This is a genomic window from Dolichospermum planctonicum (assembly GCF_005402965.1).
Classification (GTDB): Bacteria; Cyanobacteriota; Cyanobacteriia; order Cyanobacteriales; family Nostocaceae; genus Dolichospermum; species Dolichospermum planctonicum.
This window is the reverse complement of the sequence record NZ_BJCF01000065.1, coordinates 1-18258: the sequence shown is the minus strand read 5'-3', so window position 1 is coordinate 18258 and position 18258 is coordinate 1. Positions and strand designations below refer to the sequence as shown.

Here is an 18258-nt window from a genome sequence, read left to right as displayed (position 1 = left end):
CTTTAGGATTAAGTGATGTCAATAAGACTAAGTTAAGAAGGTTAGAGGGTGAGGTTGAGAATTTGGAGAATCAAATTTTTTTGATTCCAGAAACTAAAGCTGAGAGAACGAAGCGGGAGAAAAAAATTGCTAAGTTGAATAATGAAATTGATAAGTTACGGGTGGAAATTGAGGAAATAGAAAATGGTAGAATGTATGAAAATGCTTTGGAATGGCGCTTTGAGTTTCCTGAAGTGTTAAATAATGATGGTGTTTTTGTTGGTTTTGATGTGGTTATGGGAAATCCTCCTTATATTAGACAGGAAGAAATTAAACAATTAAAACCAATTTTGCAGCAGCGTTATCAATGTTATACAGGAATTGCTGATATATTTGTTTATTTCTATGAAATAGGGTTGCATTTATTAAAATCGAAAGGTCATTTAACTTACATCTCTTCTAATAAATATTTTCGAGCAGGTTATGGTGAAAAATTACGTCAGCTTTTAACAAATTCAACAACCATTTACAATCTAATTGATTTTGGTGATTTCCCAGTTTTTGAAGAAGCCATTGCTTATCCTAGCATTATTACTTTAAGTAAGGTTAAACCAGAGCATAACCAAGTACAGATATTATCATGGAATACAACGAAAAAAGAAAAGATTGCTGAATTTGTAACGGTATTAAAAAAGGAGGGTTTAATTATTTTACAGAAGAATTTACAATCAGACGGTTGGCGGCTAGAATCCTCGCAAATCCTAGATTTATTAACAAAATTGCGAAATTTTGGTACACCATTAGAAGAGTATGTTAATGGTCAATTTTATTACGGAATTAAAACAGGTTTTAATGAAGCTTTCGTTATAGATAGAGAAACACGAGATAGACTAATTGCTGAACATCCTTCTTCTGCTGAAGTTATCAAGCCTTTGCTGCGTGGTCGTGATGTTAAAAGATGGGATTTACAATTTGCAGAGCAATATCTTATCAAAATAGAATCTTCTGAAAATAAAAAACATTCTTGGTCTGATAAAATAGAAAAAGAAGCAGAGAAAATTTTTGATAAAACATATCCTGCAATTTATAGATATTTTTCTCAATTTAGGAATACATTAATTAAACGTTCAGATCAAGGAAAATTCTTTTGGGAGCTTCGCTCTTGCATTTACTGGTCAGAATTTGAGCAACCTAAAATTATTTATCCAAATATCTGTAAACGTAATGAATTTGCGTGGGATGAATCAGGATATTATACCAATCAAAAGGCATTTATTATTCCTTGCAATGATAAAGTTTTACTAGCAGTTCTTAACTCTAGTGTTGTCATGTTTTTATTTCAGCAGCTACTTTCAAAACTACAGGGTGATTTTTATGAACCAAGCTCGATTTTTATGAAAGATTTTCCTATTCCCACCGCAACGGAATCACAGCGTCAAGAAATAGAAAACCTTGTACAAAAATGTCTTGATGCTAACGGTAAAAATGTTAAAAACATTGAAACAGAAATAGATCAACTAGTTTATCAACTTTATGAATTAACACCAGAGGAAATTAAAATCATAGAAGGGTAAACACCACAAATTCCAGATCCCCGACTTCTTTTTTATTTGATACAAGAAGTCGGGGATAGTTGATATTACTTAAATAAAGATGTTACAGACTAGACAGGACATCTTTCGCGGCCGCTAAAGTCTGTTCGATATCTTCTTTAGTGTGTGCTAAAGAAGTGAAACCAGCTTCAAATTGAGACGGTGCTAGGTAAATACCATGTTCTAACATTCCGCGATGAAAACGACCAAACTTCGCTGTATCAGCCTTTTTAGCGTCTTCATAATTATGTACTGGTCCAGAGGTGAAAAACAACCCAAACATCGCGCTAATATTACCACCACAAGCAGCGTGACCCGTATCAGCGCAGATTTTTAACAATCCATCAGCTAACTGTTTAGTAATTTGTTCTAAGTATTGATAATTACCAGGTTTGCTGAGTAATTCTAGGGTTTTAATCCCCGCTGTCATAGCTAAAGGATTACCGGAAAGAGTTCCTGCTTGATACACTGGACCTGCGGGAGCAATCATAGACATGATTTCGCGGCGACCACCATACGCGCCCACTGGTAAACCGCCACCAATAACTTTACCTAAAGTTGTTAAGTCGGGAGTAATACCAAATTTTGCTTGAGCGCCACCGTAAGCAATCCGAAAGCCTGTCATGACTTCATCAAATACTAATAATGCACCATATTCATGAGTAAGTTCCCTGAGTCCTTCTAAGAACCCAGCATCAGGGGTAATAAAACCGGCGTTACCAACTACTGGTTCAAGAATGATACCGGCGATTTCCCCAGGGTTTTGTTCAAATAGGGCTTTTACCGCGTCTAAATCATTGAAAGGGGCGGTTAAAGTGCTGGCTGTGGTAGCTTTAGGTACTCCGGGTGAGTCGGGTAAACCCAGAGTAGCGACTCCAGAACCGGCTTTGACCAAGAACATATCAGCGTGTCCGTGATAGCAGCCTTCAAACTTGATTACTTTTTCTCTGTTAGTGAAGGCTCGCATGAGCCGTAATACAGCCATACAAGCTTCTGTACCAGAGTTGACAAATCTGACCATTTCCACGCTAGGAACAGCATCAATGACCATTTCCGCTAAAATGTTTTCTAGGACGCAGGGAGCGCCAAAACTAGTCCCTTTGTCTAGGGCTGTGTGTAGTGCGGAAATGACTTCTGGGTGAGCATGACCACAAATGGCTGGTCCCCAAGTACCAACATAGTCAATGTATTTGTTACCGTCTACATCCCAAATATATGCGCCATGAACACGATCAAATACTATTGGTTGTCCACCTACGGATTTAAACGCACGCACGGGAGAACTAACCCCTCCGGGCATAAGTTTTTGAGCAGCAGCAAAGATTTCTTGTGATTTTGTGGTTTTAATTGAGGTATTTACCAAGGTTTCCTCCCTAAACTGGGGAAATAAATAATTTATGCTCTATCTTAGGATAGGTCGAAAAGTTACTCAGAATTTCTATGATCTAGAATTAACCGAAAATGCTATGTTAGGTCAAAGATTATTCTAAATTAACTGGTATGTCCTCTCCCCAACTGTTATTACTCTCATCTGCTATCCCTGTGGACAAAATTCGCTATGATGACAAGGGTTTAGTTCCGGCTATTATCCAAGATTATCTAGATGGTACGGTGCTAATGATGGCTTGGATGAATCAAGAATCTTTACAAAAGACTTTAGAAACTGGGGAAACTTGGTTTTGGAGTCGTTCCCGTCAGGAATTTTGGCACAAAGGGGCAACTTCTGGCCATATTCAAAAGGTGCAAAGTATTCGTTATGATTGCGATAGTGATGCTCTTTTGGTGGTTGTGGAGCAATTGGGTGATGTTGCTTGTCATACGGGGGAACGTAGTTGTTTTCACCAGGTTGGTGGGACGGTGACACCACCACCAGGGGATAGTTTATCACAATTGTTTGCTGTTATCTGCGATCGCCGGGATGAACCTAATGAAACTTCTTATACCTGTAAATTATTGGCAGGTGGTGATAATAAGATTTTGAAAAAGATTGGTGAGGAAAGCGCGGAGGTGGTTATGGCTTGTAAAGATGATGATAGTGATGCGATCGCTGGTGAAGTCGCGGATTTATTCTATCATAGTCTAGTAGCTTTGGCATATCATCAAGTTGATTTAAGGGATGTGTATCGGAAATTACATGAGCGGCGAAAGTAATTGCATAGGGAAGAGGCAAGAGGTAAGAGATACACAACTAACGTAGTTAAACCTTGGTCAAACAGTGTCAATTGCTGATAGTTCGCTCTCTGATTGACCTGACTTCAGGTTCTAGAGTCTAGGGCTTATCCTTGCCCGTTATCGCTTCGGTTTCCATTAAGGAATCCCGAAACTTCTGACTTCTTTCTAACAAGATTTTCTTCACATCGGAATGTTTCATATATCGAGTGATTTCAACATCACTCATTCTTGCTAGAATATTGTCAGCAGCATTAGTATCTGAGTGCATTACGACCCCATCATGTCCGGTAAACTTGTCACCATTTCTACTACCCGTTAAGGTAGCAAATCTGGAGTCAAGTTGTGACGTATATGCACTATTAACAGTAACAACCGTGCAACCTACACGGGTTGAAACTTGTTTGAGAGCATCCGCAACTACCCCCTTGCACCATGAAGAAACATTTCTCTTCATGCGTTTTCGCAAGGGCTTTTTGCTTTTTATTGCTTCCGTCAAATCTTCAAAAGCTACCTTGATTGCATCAGTCATCAAGTGATATGTAGCCGTAAAAACTATTGTTTGAATCCTACCTTGAAATGATGTTTCTCGGTTGTTCCACTTGATTTTACCGAGGTTATTCCGTTTGATTCTATCGGCTTTGGCACTATTCCCTTTGGCAATAGACTTGTCAAAAACTGATTTGATTTTGTTGCGTTTAACTTGTTTCGCTGTTCTGTAATCAGTTTCTTCTGTTTGGATTTTACCGAAATTATTACCCAAAAATCTAGCACCATCATTAGATGATGTAGCATAAACTTCTGTATAACCTCGGTCACAGCCAATTATTTTACCTTCAGTCTTTTGAATTGCTTTTTGAATATCGGTTGTGTAATGTATTTCCCATCTACCATTGCGCTTGATTAGTCTTAACTGACATTTTACTTCTGTCGGTAAAGTCGTTGGCAACTTCAGATTTTTACCCTTTGTGAGTCCACCGAAACGCAGCCATACCACGCCTTTATTATCTAATTTAGTATCAAAAGCCTTGACAATAATTTGGTTACAAACTTTTGTGTGACCTCGATACCAGAACTTTCTCACCAAGGTGCAAAGTTTGGGATGATCCAACCATTCACGGCTTTCTAATGTAAGTTGTAAAACCCCTTTTTTAGACTGGAAGGATTGGAATGATTGACCTAGGGATTTCATCACTTTTTCGATGCAAGCAGCCTGAACTAAATGGATATCATCAATTACGTCATAGAGGGTTGCTTCCCATAACTTAGCAGGTAATTGGTACTTGTCTTTAGATGTGCGTAGCTGTTTGTCAATTTCAAATTTAGAAATGCCCCAAGCCTTTAAAGAGCCGAACTCATTCCACAAGTCAGAGCGCAGTTGTCCTAAACGCAAAGCAATTAAATCAAGTTCGTTAGATTTCCAAGTATTTAGTTTTTTAGTCCCTAAAATGGCGATTCTGGTAACGGTTAACTGATTTTTAACTTTGAGTTTCATAGTCTAGACTGCACTACCTTCTATTAAATCACATTGGCTACTATTTGGCTCATAAATATTTTGTTCTTCGGCTATTTTTTCCCTAAGTCAGCCCCCACAAGCGGTTGTCTTGGGGTGATAGTCGAATTGCTTATAAACTTGTTCTGGAGTTAGGTATTTCATCTTGGGTTTAAATACGATTAACCCCAATATACTACGTTATTTTGAGATTAAATCCCAAGACTGTTAAAACCTACCGTAATATGGGGTAAAATAGCAATTGCTGGGACTTAATAACGGAAATAGGTAAAAATGGGACGTATTTTTATTTCTGCTGCCCATGGTGGCATAGAATCCGGTAAAAATGATCCTGGAGCGATCGCTGGTGGGACGACGGAAGCAAAGGAAATGATTCTTTTGCGGGATTTGGTGGTGACAGAACTCCGCAGCCGTAATTTAGAAGTTTTAGCCGTTCCTGATGATTTAAGTGCCGCTAAAACTATAGTTTGGATTAATGCCCGCGCTAATGTCAAGGATGTGGCGCTAGAAATTCAAGCTAATGCTGCTAGTAGTCCCTCTGTCCGGGGCGCAAGTGTATTCTATATTGCCAAAAATCAGCAACGTCAACAAAATGCGGAACTATTATTGAAGGGACTTTTAGTCCGTGTCCCCCAATTACCGAGTCGCGGAGTTAAACCAGATACAGATAGCGGCTTGGGTAAGTTACAGTTTTGTCGTCAAACTACGATACCAGCTTTATTACTACAGGTTGGTTTTTTAAGCAGTCCTGAAGACCGCGCTTTGTTGCAAAGTCGTCGTCGTGATTTTGCTGTGGGAATTGCTGAGGGATTAGCTGCTTGGAATCAGGTAAATGATCCTAAACAAGCAACTCCTCAAACCAATTATAATAATATAAATATCAATATTAATGGACAAAATTACTCGGAACAAGGATTATTAATTAATGGTAATTCTTATATTCCCATTGATTTAGTAGATCGTTTACGGGTTGATGTTTCAAAGCTCTCTAATTTGCGCCGGATTACCTATCGTCAAATAGTTTACATCAAAGCAATTGAACTGCGAGAGTCTCATGTTTCCGTTGATTGGGATGGTGCTAACTGTGTTGTGAAATTACGCTCAATTTTACCAGTTTGTTTGGGACAAATTGAGCAAATTATCTCCAATGGTAATACATCAGAAGTACAGCTACAACTATTTCTAAAAAACAATAATGAAAGCGCTCTGATCCAGTTTCCTGATCTTCCTAAACTATATCGAGAAGAAGCAAATATTGAGGGAGTAAATTATGATATTGCTTTTTGCCAAATGTGTTTAGAAACTGGATTTTTGCGCTTTGGTACTGATATTAAACCCCAGCAAAATAACTTTGCTGGTTTAGGTGCTGTTGGTGGTGGGTCTCAAGGAGCTTCATTTCCTAGTGCGAGGATTGGCGTGAGAGCGCATATTCAACATTTGAAAGCTTATGCTAGTTTAGAACCTTTGGTACAGGAACAAGTAGACCCTAGATTTCGCTTTGTTACCAGAGGTGTTGCTCCGTCAATTAATCAATTATCGGGACGCTGGTCCGCAGATTTGGACTATGGAACTAAAATCACATCCATTATCCGTAGACTCTATGAATCAGCAAATATTTTGTAACATTGGTCATTAGTGACGTATCTTATACGTGGGTGCGTGACGCTGGCGTTAACACACCCTACTGTTCTGTTCCCCGTTCCCTGTTTCCTATTCCCTCTGATTAAGCGTTATAGTGCTATTAGTGATTATTAGGAACGACATTTGTGTTTCCCCTCTATGATGAAAATCCGACCCGAATTACCCCATATTTTACCTATGGGTTGATTGGAATGAATGTTCTAGTTTTTCTCCATGAAGTAAGTTTATCAAATACACAACTAGAACAGTTCTTCCAATTGTATGCTGTCATACCTCAACAATTAACTACTAACTGGAGTGGTGAATGGACAACCTTATTTACTTCTCAATTTTTACATGGAGGTTGGTGGCACTTAATATCAAATATGGTCTATCTTTGGGTTTTTGGTAATAATATTGAAGACCGTTTAGGACATTTAAAATATCTATTTTTTTATTTAACTTGCGGTGCATTGGCTGCTTTATGTCAATGGTTTATTGGTATCAACTCGATTATTCCTTCCTTGGGGGCAAGTGGAGCTATTTCTGGTGTTTTAGGTGCATATTTAATCTGGTTTCCTCGCGCCAGAATTACCACTTTAATCTTTTTAGGTTTTTTTATCACTACAATTAATGTTCCTGCATTGGTAATTATTGGGATTTTCTTTCTCCAAAATCTGATTTCTGGTTTTGCTAGTCTGCAAACAGCAGCTAACATGAGTGTAGAAACCGGGGGAGTTGCTTATTGGGCGCACCTTGGTGGTTTTATTGTGGGCATGATTTTTGCTGTTTGGCATAGGGAATAGTAATATATTAGTAGGGTGGGTCAGATATCAAAATCTGTTACTCAAACTCTTACTCTTCGCGCTTTTGCGTGAAAGAAATTCATGTTTTCTATTCCCGAATAGCACTACTAACCAAAATTACCGTACTATTAACACCTGAAGCTATTGCTTCAGGAATATTACCTTGAATTGCTTGTTGTAATAATCCCTCACGGGAAGCACCTAAAATCACAATATCAAAATCTTCAGCTTTGACTAACTCAATGACTCCAGCCGCCACAGAGTTAGCTTGTAAAGATGCGGCGACAATGGTACTATGTAAATTGCGGTGACGCATTAATTGACGGGTAGATTCTTCTAAAACCGTCATATCTGGTGTAAGTTCTCCAGGTTTCACCACCTGAGTTAAACGAATTTCTGTTTTATTTCCCAATGTGACTAAAGATGGTAATAATTTAATGGCTATAGGTGCATTTGGTCCCCCGGCCATGGGAATTAACCACCGTTTCAATTGCTCAAGGGAATGGAAATTATCACCTAATTTCACCAAAACAACATCACAGTTAGCTTGACGAATAATGGTATCTACCACATTACCAAAAATCCGTCCTGGGGTGGATGTATTTCCTTTCCAACCCATGAAAATTAAATCTATATGTCTTTCCTTGGTAGTTTCTAAAATTGCTTGGGCGACATCATGGGCGACACGAATTTGGGTATGAATGGGAATATGCTGTTTTTTGGCTAAACTTTCTGCTTGTCGGAGTAAGCGACGACTTTTTGTAGTGTTGACTGGGGTTTCTGTTGGGGAAATGTGACGAGATACCAAAATGATTTGTAAACATTCTATTTCATAATGGCGATCGCGGGCAATAGCCGCAGCCATTTCTAATAAAGTGACGGCGGTTTCTGGGTTAGCAATGGTGACTAATAATCTACCTCTGCCAATACTGGGGGATCTTGTTTGGTAAACTAAATAAGAAGGTTCTACTATAGGACTTCTCACCCCATTTTCCCCATTTAAATGTTCTGCTTCTGCACGAATAATATCAGCACGGGTAATAATCCCAATTAATTTTTTTCCTTCTACTACAGGTAAACGACTAATTTTATATCTATCTAATAAATAGAGAACATGACTGAGGCTATTTGTGGGTGTGACTGTCACTGGTTGAGGTGTCATAATCTCTTTTAAAAGAGTCTCATTTGGTGAGAGATGATTACGGATTTTCTGTAAATCTGTTTGGGAAATTAATCCTACTAATTTATTATTTTCTACCACAGGAAATCCCCGATGATGGGAACGAGAAAAAGCCTTAATCACCTCATCTCCTGTCATGTTTGCTTCTAAGGTTTCCACTATCCGCTGCATGACATCCTGGGCTGTTAATTGTGTTAATATGCCTTCATTTACATTATCTTTCTTAATAACAATGCCATTTAATTTTAACAGTTTATCATAAAGTGAACCGGGAAAAACTTTATCAGAAACTAAATAAGATGTTACAGATACCACCATTAAAGGTAATACTAAATTAAAATCTGTGGTCATTTCAAAAACAATGACAATTGCGGTTATGGGGACTTTGGAAACCGCACTAAAAAATCCCCCCATTCCTGCTAATGCGTAGGTGGTAGGTGAACCAATGCCAAATATTTGCAATTCACAGACACCAATAATATGCCCTAAACAAGAACCTAAAATTAAACTGGGGGCAAATATTCCTCCGGGCGCGCCTGAACCAAAGGCAATTAATGTTAAGATAAATTGGGCGATAAAGGCAATTCCTGCTACGGGAATATTTGCTTCACCAGTGATCATAAACTCTCGCAAACCTGTATTATCTCGAAAATGTTCAGGAAGTAAAGCAATAATCAAACCAGAAGCGAAACCAGCTAAAGCCACTCGTAAAGGTAAACTAATATGTAAACGGCGATAAATTTGAATACTAAAAATTAATCCCTTACTAAATAAAGCTGCTAATAAACCGATGAAAATTCCCAAAATTAATAAAATAGGAATTTCTAATAGGGAAAAAGTGCTAGAATGGTCAATTAGTTTTAAGTCTAATTGCAAACTACCGCCACCCAACCACCGGGAAATTACACCTCCAATAAAGGAAGCAATAATAGCCGTTCCTAAAGTTAAACCGGATAAATCTTGTAATAACTCTTCAATAATAAATAATACCCCTGCTAAAGGTGCATTAAAAGCCGCCGCTAAACCGGCCCCAGCACCCGCTGCTATCATTTGTCTCCGGTGGTCTGGGGAGGTGGGAACTAAACGACTCATTCCTGCTGCTAAACCTGCACCCACTTGGACTGTAGGACCTTGTCTTCCCAAGGTTAAGCCCGAACCCAAGGAAATCACGGCGCTAATTAACTTGACAAAAGCTACTCTCCATGATAATGTAATTGGTACATTAGCTAAAGCTGCCTTAACTTGGGGAATACCACTACCAGATGCCTCCGGCGCTAACCTTTGCACTAACCAACCGGAGAGAAAACCCAAACTAATACCAATAACTGGTAGAGCGATCAATGGTGGTAATATGTGGCTTGTATGTACCCTCCATGTTCCCAACCACCCTGAACCCTGTTTGAGTAATACCGCAGATAAAGCAGCCACTATCCCAATTATAGAGGCTTCTGCCATCGCTAAACCCTTTCTAGGTTGCCAAAAGTGGCGAAGGCGCTGGGTTAGCATTACCAGGGAAATCATAAATTTGGATTTTGAATTTTAAATTTTAAGTTTTAATTATATAGGGGTCGGGGACACTTTTTTAAGCATTATACAAATTAAATGCAGTATGGCTTAATCATACATAGGTTGGGTGGCGTTGTCGCTTCACCCAATCTATAAACTACAAACTCTTGTCCTAACTATTTTTCCCAGTAGTAGAAAGTCCTTCTACTATTAGGGATGGTGTATAACAAGAACCATTCCAATCTGCGTCCCCACCGAGTTCTAGCACTTGTTTGAGGGCTGTGTAAACATTTCCTGCTACCATCGTATCCTTGACCCGTCCAATTATTTGACCGTTTTTTACCCGATATCCTAAGTCAACATTAATAGAAAAATCACCAGATAGTCCGCTACAACTACCTAACATTTGATCGATAATTAAGCCATCATCCATCTTTCTAATCAAGTCTAATAGGGAAAGATTACCGGGTTGAATCAGGAAGTTAAATAGCCCAGGTGTGGGATAACTACTTAAACCAGGACGAAAACCATTACCAGTGCTACCGCTGTTTAATTTTTTTCCCGTAGTGCGATCGCTATAAAAATTCCGTAAAATTCCATTTTCGATAAATATTAATGACTGGGTAGGTTGACCTTCATCATCAAAGGGACAGCTATAGGGACCTGCTGCTGGGTTTTGGTAAAGGGTAAGGGTGGGTGCAATTACTGGTTTAGCTAACCTATCAACCCAGGGAGAAGATTTTTCTAGGATGTGTTTACCATTCAAAGCTGCTTGCACAGTTCCCCACAGCATATCTGCTGCTTTGGAAGTGAACAAGACAGGACAACGACCACTGGGACTAGAAATATTTTCTCTAGCCCAATTTAAGCGCTGTAAAATTTGACTGGCTACTTTCTGTGGGTTGAGTTGATTCCGTTGGGTTTGGCCATCAGCAACATTAAGAAAATCATCACCTCTGACCCATTCCGCTGACATATAGCAGCTAAGTGTGGTGTCAGTGTAATGAGAGTCTAAACCTTGGCTGTTGATCAGTCTGGTGTTTTCTATATCACACTCCCAGTCACTATGACAAAGAACATCTGGATAGACATCACGAATCAAAGCGATCGCCTCTTTACCCCAATTAATCAACATTTCGACGGATACAGATGTGCCTAAATCCGGGTAATATTGCCCGCTATGACTCCCTAATTCTACTGCTTCTGGTGGATTTAAGCGACTCAGTGCCAAAGATTTCTCCACCATAGTCTGGGGATCAACATCGCCATAAGCTACGGTCAAACCGGGACAACCATCCCGCCATAGCCGCAGGGCTGTACCTTCAGATTGACTGGTTTCTATTTGTTTGAGACGGTTGGCCTCAAAAAAAACCGGTCGAGAAAGCGATCTTGATTGGTACACCTCCGCCGCCTCAGCACCAGATTTGAAGGCAAGTTCTAGTAACTGTTCCGCTAGTGTATCTTGTAACAAATTTACAGAACCCATGTCCTTTTATGAATTATGGATTTTGGATATAAGCCGCTTAATCGTCGCTCCTGATTATCCCATTAGCGTGTCATCAAAAGTTACAGTTTTTTTATCTCCTTTCCTGTTCCCTTAGGGCAAATTGACTTCTTGTAACAGCCAAAATCCCTCAAAGGACTGGGATTGAGCATCGGACTGGACTCCGATAAAATGGACTCCATTGGCTTGTTCTTTGGCTACAGCAAAGCCTTGTGCTTCCTTGAGGAGTTGAGGAGTGCGGATATTAGCCACAATCCAACTTTCCGTGGCCCCAGTTTCTAAAATCAATCTGTTGCCACTACTGGTATCAAATCGCAAATAAGCCATTTCTAAACCAGACATCCAAGCGGCTATTGGTAAAGCCCTGGGTGAGAAAATCAAAATCCCTGGAATGCGTGTTTCTGGGGACAATTGCGCCAATTCTAGGGGAAATGCTTCACCAAAGCCTATTTCCCAATCTGGCATATCAGTAAAATCACTCGCCTGTAATGTCACAAAATTCCATTGTTTCCCTTCTAAGGCATCTGGTAAACGCTGGGGTAAAGGTCTATCTAAACGCACCGAAGGATTAGTCACTCCCTGATATCCCGGTTGTTGGGGGTAAACTTCTGCCATGCGCTGCTGTATCCATTGATTAAGAACCAATGTGCGCCGACTGGGTGCTGCGGGTATTCCCACGTCTTCGCAGGATTTTGTAATCATGTTATTCATTTGGCGACGGAAAAAGCGGATTTTGGTAGGTGCTGTACCCGCTTTCTCTATAGCTTCCTGTATTGCGGTCCGCAACCAACCAGAATTTACCTGGGTACTAGGGCAGTATTTAGCATAGCGAAATAGAGTATCTGTCGGTGTACCAATATCTACGGGACTTTCACAAACTAACATTTCCCAGACTTTTTTCTGGTTTTCGTCCAAAATTGGACGGGAGTAAAAATCAAGTTCCCAGTACATTTTTCTCTGGCTGCCCATGTTTTAATAGTAAAAATCTGATGATTTAAATATTTTGATTTTCTAACTTTACCAAGTTACAGGAGTATTGACGAGTTAAAGATGGTAATTGGTGATGTAATGCTTAATTTTTGTCTTTTGTTTTGATTTCATCCAGCTTATCACGGACTGTCTGTATATCTTGCCACATTAGCCATTTAGGCGCTCCCTGTTCCCGGGAAGGGTTACGCAATAAGTAGGAGGGATGAAAAATCGGCATACATAAACGTCCTTCCCATTCTAGCCATTGACCACGAATTTTGGTAATAGGTCGTTTGTCGCCAATTACACTTTTAACTGAGGTTGCACCTGTGAGTAAAATAATTTTTGGGTTAACTAAGCGAATTTGCTCCCATAAATAGGGTTTACAAGCCGCTATTTCATCCCCGGTAGGTACACGATTTTCCGGTGGTCTACACTTACAAATATTAGCTATATATATATCTGTATCTGTACTTAATTTAACTGATGCTAAGATATTTTCTAGTAATTGTCCTGATCTACCGACGAATGGTAAACCTGTTTCGTCTTCGTTTTTTCCCGGTGCTTCCCCGATAATCATAATTTTGGCTTGGGGGTTACCACGGCCAACTACAACATGAGTCCGGTTTGCTGCTAATGGACAACGGTGACAGTGATGACAGTCTTTTTCTAATTCTCCCATATTCTCATAATTTCCGGGGACAATGGGAATTTGTCCATGGAGAGGAATTAGCGATTGCTGGTTCAAGCTAGAGTTATCAAAGAGACTTAGTTGAGTTTCGTGCTGCATGGAATTTGGGATAGTCACTGGTAACTCCAGTGGGTTGAGGCCGAATATTATTATTTATCTTACAGCAGTAGGTTGGCGTTAAAAATTGTCGTTATGACAAGGGAACTCCTAACTGGGAACTTTACTTTTCGTTACTTATGTCGGTTTTTTTCTGTTCACTTACTGAGAACGTTTGTAGAGACGTGACCTGGGTAGGGATTTTCGGCTCTACATTCTTTTTCATCAGAGGTCTATTGATGGGAACTTTTGTCTGCCATACTTGCTCAAATTCTGCTTGAGTAATTTCAAATTCTTGTATATCTAGTATATCTATTTTCTGATCACACAACATCCCATAATCGTCCAGGAAGTGGCTATGATCATAAAATAAAACATTCCCATTTTCATAGACTTCTATTTGTCTGAGAGGATATAAAGTATTTCCAATCTCCATGAAGTATGTACTAGTACCCCAATCATCAAATTCACCACCTAGGGATACATCCCAGACCCATTTATAATATTTTTTTGTTTCTTGTTTTGGAGACATAATAAATTTAATCCAGCCAGTAATTTTCCTCTAATAATAAGTTGCTATTTGTTCCCTATTCCCTATTCCCTGTTACCTGTTCTCCAGGGTTCAATTTCCCATCCGTTGAATTATTTTACAGCATAGACATCTTGATGACGACCAAAGGCAAAACTTAGAGATTCCGGTATATTGCGGCTAGACTGGGTCAAGAAAATTACAATTGCCAGAACTGTTAGACCCGTGGTTAAACCAAACATACTGCGATAACCGCACGTTTCGGCTAATGTTCCAAAAACCGCACCTGCTATAGCTAAACCTATATCAAATCCCATTAAAGAAGTACCAAATATCCTACCTCGTTCGTGGGGTAAGGTTCTATCTGTCATTAATACGGAAATCATGGGAATTAGTGTCCCAGAAGCAGCACCTTCCATTAATGCTCCTAATAAGAACATTAAAGAGTTATTTGCTTGCCATACGCAGATGAGAGAGAGAGTATAAGCTATCAAACTCATAGTGACAAATAAACCACGTCCATATTGATCTGAGGCTTTCCCAGTAAATAATCTACAACTAAAACTGGAAATGGCGGCCACGGAGAAAAATAAACCTGGATTTAAATCCACTCCTGTTGATTTGATGAATAGGGAGATGAAAGTATGTAAACTACCTAAAGTCAAACCACTCAATAATAAGACTAGAGCCGGAATCCGCACGCGAGGACTAGTTAGTATTTGCCAAAAGTTATCATTTTTGCTGTTAATTGGTTTGATGGCCATAGGTGGGTTGACAATGGGGATAATACATAGTAAACCTAAACATCCTAAAGCCGCAGATGAGAGGAATAATGGGGTATAACCAGCGGTTGCTTGTAAAAATCCACCTATGGCTGGACCTATGCCCACACCTAAAGGACTTACCAAACTCATGTAACCGACTACTTCCCCCCGACGGTGTTCTGGTGCTAAATCTGCCACTAAGGCAGTGTAAGCTGTGGCAAAAGCAGCAATACTAATACCATGAAAGGCACGAATCAACATTAGGGGAATGACTGATTTTACCACTAAATATCCTAAAGGCGCGATCGCTACCACAAACATCCCTATCAGTAAGACTATTTTGCAGCCTCGGTTATCAGCTAAAGCCCCCATTGATGGTCTAACTAGTAGCATACCAATGGCAAAGCTACCCATAACCACACCAATTTCTTGCTTGGTCGCACCAATATGTTCAATATATAAGGGTAAGGTCGGCAATAATGAGGCTAAACCTGACCAAAAAAACAAACCTGCGGCAAATAACATGAGCAGGTTTTTCCGCAGTTCAGCGTCAAAAGTATCAAAAGCTTTCACGGCAGATGCAATAATCCTAAAAGTGTTATTTTCCTATTGTTACGTTACTTAACATTTTTTGCCACAACTTCCCGCACACGATAGATAGGCCTTCCCTGAGATTCATGATATGTCCGCATTAACAACTCTGCCAAAAGACCGAAACAAAACAACTGTACACCAGTTACTAGCAACAAAACCGCCAAAATCAACAAAGGACGATTACCGATATCTACATGGAAAACCAATTTGACGAAAGTTAAATATATACCTATTCCCCCACCAGAAACCATAGAAATTAACCCTAACAGTCCAAAGACGTGCATAGGACGGGTGAGGAACTTTTTCATAAATAGAATAGTTAATAAATCCATTAATACCCGAAATGTCCTTGATATCCCATACTTACTCTGTCCAAACCGCCGCGCATGATGACGCACAGGGACTTCAGTAATTCTCGCCCCTTCGATATATGCTAATGCGGGTAAGAAGCGGTGTAATTCCCCATAAAGATTCATATCCGCCACTAATTCAGCCCGATAAGCTTTGAGAGAACAACCATAATCATGAATATAAACGCTAGTAGCACCACGAATTAGCCAATTGGCGATTTTAGAAGGAAGTAGGCGATTTAATGCCCCATCTTGGCGATTTTGCCGCCAACCACTGACTAAATCATAACCCTCATCCAGCTTTGTAATTAACATGGGGATATCAGCCGGATCATTTTGCAAATCAGCATCTAAAGTCACAATTACCTTGGCCTTAGCATAATTAAAACCAGCAGACATGGCCGCAGTTTGTCCATAGTTACGACGCAATATCACCACTTTTATATCAGTACGAATTTGTGCCTGTTCTTTGAGAAATTCCGCTGAACCATCACTAGAACCATCATCTACACAAATAATTTCATAGTTCAATTTACTAGCTGTGAGAGTGGAAGAAATTGCTTTTAGTAATAAAGGTAGACTTTCTACTTCATCTTTAATTGGTATAACTACGGATACATCTAAAATTGGTGATTGATGATTAGTCATTTTTTATAGCTGATAATTGATTTGATATTTATTTGATATAAATCCGTTTCCATAATTGATTCTCATCTTTTTGATCTATATGTCACTAAAACGCCTCTGGGTAGTCGGAAAATACAGTTTATCTATCCATGACCAGGATAACTTTTGATTACTCTACCAGCACCGCGCAATTGTTGATAATAACACTGACTAACTTTGTCTCCTTGTTCCGAAAGTTGGTCAATACCAATACCATTCCGTCCTTGATCTTTTCCCGAACTGTGAATATAATAACCATCACCTAAATATAAACCCACGTGAGTCGCTTTTTTTGAAGTACCAAAAAATATTAGATCTCCTAATTTTAATTCCGTCATATCAACTATTTGAGTAAAAGCCTCCTGTTGATAAGCATCTCTTGGTAGCCAAACACCTACAGATTTAAAAGCGGCTTGCATGAAACCAGAACAATCATAATTAGGTGCAACTGTGCCACCCCAAAGATAATAATTATCTTGTTCCTTTGCGGCTTGAGTAAAAGCAATAATGTCGGTTATGCGTTGTTGAATTTCTGCTGCCCAGATCAACTGGGGTTGATATAATGTTTGAGTCGCTTGCATAAACTGCAAATCTTCCCTAGACAACCATCCCGGATAGTCGTCTTCACATAAACAGACTTCAACTGCTTGATGATGATGATTTGATGTTATTTGTAAATGTCGTCCCGTTGCAGCTTGAGTTGCTAACCGGACACATTCAGGAGAGTCATAGACATTGAGGTTAGTTGTACATTGATATTCATTTGTCAGGGAATAGGGAATTTGTGAATTTAGATTTAAGGACATGGGTAATATGATGATTTTTTGTATAAATGTTCTCTGTATCAGGATTATCTTCTCTACATTATGTAATTTACCATTAATGTCATATCTAATAATTTTGGACTTCATTAGACTGGGAAACGCTATATACAAATTAAATGCAGATAATTTCTTGACCTGAACATATCCCATCAGTTACAAGATATATTTTAAATAATCTTTTTTAAGTCCTTTTTTCTTGGTGTGCTTTGAGTTTATAGTTTTATTTATCACTGCGTATGAATGAGTTAACCATAAATCATAATTAAAACTTATCATTATAGGATAATACTTTTAATATTCATAACTTAGGAAAATTCAACTTTAGATTTTCTTAACAATTAATTGAGAATTATTTTTATTTAGGAACGAGCTTGCAATACTTTCGGCGATTTGCTAGAATTATTGAGAATTTCATAATTGGGTTAATATTGTCAATTTCGTACCTTGCTCAAAAGATGATTTTCAGAAGTCTTTATTTATAGTCGTTTCAGAGATCAATTTTCAAAAAAATACAAAACTTTACAAATTAGCAGTGGTTTAAAAGAGTAAATTGGGGAAAAATTATTCAGCAAATCATGTACTTTAATTGGTAGAACAAATATACTATTGACAAATATAGTAACTTATGGTATGTAAGGTGTGTTAGCGATTAGTAACGCACCATTTTATCAAATCGTTGAAATTGTTTAATGTGAGGTTATTAATAATTGAATCTTGATCATATCGCATCAATCACAGGATTATTTAAAGATAATGTAGAGACGTTTGTCAACTGTCACCTGTCAACTGTCAACTGTCAACTGTCAACTGTCAACTGTCAACTGTCAACTGTTCCCTTATATAGCGAACTGCTTGCAGCAGCGCTTCGCTATCGCTATGTTTCACATAAAGTCTTTCCCCATGGTG

The 18258-nt window shown here is 38.9% G+C and carries 14 protein-coding genes and 1 pseudogene; 5 read left to right on the top strand and 10 right to left on the bottom strand.

Annotated features, from left to right (window positions below; genetic code table 11):
* A partial coding sequence (locus FFO06_RS19170) for an Eco57I restriction-modification methylase domain-containing protein (RefSeq protein ID WP_201275493.1) occupies positions 1–1553 on the top strand: 1553 nt, incomplete at its 5' end.
* Positions 1554–1635: 82 nt separating this feature from the next.
* On the opposite strand, the gene hemL is transcribed toward FFO06_RS19170, so the two are convergent.
* A complete protein-coding gene (hemL, locus tag FFO06_RS19165; protein ID WP_137909459.1) occupies positions 1636–2934 on the bottom strand; it encodes a glutamate-1-semialdehyde 2,1-aminomutase in 1299 nt (432 codons plus the stop codon).
* Between the two features lie 137 nt (positions 2935–3071).
* On the opposite strand from hemL, the gene hisIE reads away from it, so the two are divergent.
* A complete protein-coding gene (gene hisIE, locus FFO06_RS19160; RefSeq protein ID WP_137909458.1) occupies positions 3072–3722 on the top strand; it encodes a bifunctional phosphoribosyl-AMP cyclohydrolase/phosphoribosyl-ATP diphosphatase HisIE in 651 nt (216 codons plus the stop codon).
* A 118-nt stretch (positions 3723–3840) separates the two neighbouring features.
* Here hisIE and FFO06_RS19155 read toward each other — a convergent pair whose 3' ends face one another.
* Positions 3841–5235 carry a zinc ribbon domain-containing protein gene (locus tag FFO06_RS19155; protein WP_137909457.1) on the bottom strand — a complete coding sequence of 465 codons (1395 nt, stop codon included), beginning with the start codon at positions 5233–5235 and terminating at the stop codon, positions 3841–3843.
* A 291-nt stretch (positions 5236–5526) separates the two neighbouring features.
* Between FFO06_RS19155 and tftA the strand changes: the two genes are divergently transcribed.
* Together tftA and FFO06_RS19145 are read left to right on the top strand one after the other, a co-directional pair.
* Complete coding sequence (tftA, locus tag FFO06_RS19150) at positions 5527–6876, top strand: hormogonium tapered terminus morphoprotein TftA (protein ID WP_137909456.1); 1350 nt, start codon at positions 5527–5529, stop codon at positions 6874–6876.
* A 143-nt stretch (positions 6877–7019) separates the two neighbouring features.
* On the top strand, positions 7020–7679 hold the full coding sequence (locus FFO06_RS19145; protein ID WP_137909455.1) for a rhomboid family intramembrane serine protease: 660 nt from the start codon (positions 7020–7022) through the stop codon (positions 7677–7679).
* A gap of 88 nt (positions 7680–7767) precedes the next feature.
* On the opposite strand, the gene FFO06_RS19140 is transcribed toward FFO06_RS19145, so the two are convergent.
* The 8 genes and pseudogenes from FFO06_RS19140 to FFO06_RS19105 form a co-directional block, all read right to left on the bottom strand.
* The gene (locus FFO06_RS19140; protein ID WP_137909454.1) at positions 7768–10380 is read right to left on the bottom strand and encodes a chloride channel protein; all 2613 of its coding nucleotides are present in this window, start codon (positions 10378–10380) and stop codon (positions 7768–7770) included.
* Between the two features lie 157 nt (positions 10381–10537).
* Positions 10538–11851, bottom strand: a complete 1314-nt coding sequence (locus FFO06_RS19135) for a TldD/PmbA family protein (protein WP_137909453.1) — start codon at positions 11849–11851, stop codon at positions 10538–10540.
* 111 nt (positions 11852–11962) lie between these two features.
* Positions 11963–12820: a Tab2/Atab2 family RNA-binding protein gene (locus tag FFO06_RS19130; RefSeq protein WP_370744025.1), complete on the bottom strand. Its 858-nt coding sequence runs from the start codon at positions 12818–12820 to the stop codon at positions 11963–11965.
* A 121-nt stretch (positions 12821–12941) separates the two neighbouring features.
* Positions 12942–13628 carry a uracil-DNA glycosylase gene (locus tag FFO06_RS19125; protein ID WP_137909460.1) on the bottom strand — a complete coding sequence of 229 codons (687 nt, stop codon included), beginning with the start codon at positions 13626–13628 and terminating at the stop codon, positions 12942–12944.
* Between the two features lie 229 nt (positions 13629–13857).
* Positions 13858–14157, bottom strand: a pseudogene (locus tag FFO06_RS19120) (hypothetical protein); the annotation flags it as partial.
* A 110-nt stretch (positions 14158–14267) separates the two neighbouring features.
* A complete protein-coding gene (locus FFO06_RS19115; RefSeq protein WP_137909451.1) occupies positions 14268–15491 on the bottom strand; it encodes an MFS transporter in 1224 nt (407 codons plus the stop codon).
* A 44-nt stretch (positions 15492–15535) separates the two neighbouring features.
* Positions 15536–16510 (bottom strand): glycosyltransferase family 2 protein, encoded by a 975-nt coding sequence (locus tag FFO06_RS19110; protein ID WP_137909450.1) that lies wholly within the window; start codon positions 16508–16510, stop codon positions 15536–15538.
* A gap of 122 nt (positions 16511–16632) precedes the next feature.
* On the bottom strand, positions 16633–17334 hold the full coding sequence (locus FFO06_RS19105; protein ID WP_137909449.1) for a C40 family peptidase: 702 nt from the start codon (positions 17332–17334) through the stop codon (positions 16633–16635).
* Positions 17335–18059: 725 nt separating this feature from the next.
* On the opposite strand from FFO06_RS19105, the gene FFO06_RS22160 reads away from it, so the two are divergent.
* Positions 18060–18258, top strand: a 199-nt coding sequence (locus FFO06_RS22160) for a hypothetical protein (RefSeq protein WP_236097189.1), incomplete at its 3' end; no start/stop codon positions are given.

Coding starts and splice junctions, on each gene's coding strand:
- FFO06_RS19130 (WP_370744025.1), bottom strand. CDS start 12,820: ATGTACTGGGAACTTGATTTTTACTCCCGTCCAATTTTGGACGAAAAC.
- FFO06_RS19125 (WP_137909460.1), bottom strand. CDS start 13,628: ATGCAGCACGAAACTCAACTAAGTCTCTTTGATAACTCTAGCTTGAAC.
- FFO06_RS19135 (WP_137909453.1), bottom strand. CDS start 11,851: ATGGGTTCTGTAAATTTGTTACAAGATACACTAGCGGAACAGTTACTA.
- FFO06_RS19140 (WP_137909454.1), bottom strand. CDS start 10,380: ATGATTTCCCTGGTAATGCTAACCCAGCGCCTTCGCCACTTTTGGCAA.
- tftA (WP_137909456.1), top strand. CDS start 5,527: ATGGGACGTATTTTTATTTCTGCTGCCCATGGTGGCATAGAATCCGGT.
- FFO06_RS19110 (WP_137909450.1), bottom strand. CDS start 16,510: ATGACTAATCATCAATCACCAATTTTAGATGTATCCGTAGTTATACCA.
- hisIE (WP_137909458.1), top strand. CDS start 3,072: ATGTCCTCTCCCCAACTGTTATTACTCTCATCTGCTATCCCTGTGGAC.
- FFO06_RS19155 (WP_137909457.1), bottom strand. CDS start 5,235: ATGAAACTCAAAGTTAAAAATCAGTTAACCGTTACCAGAATCGCCATT.
- FFO06_RS19105 (WP_137909449.1), bottom strand. CDS start 17,334: ATGTCCTTAAATCTAAATTCACAAATTCCCTATTCCCTGACAAATGAA.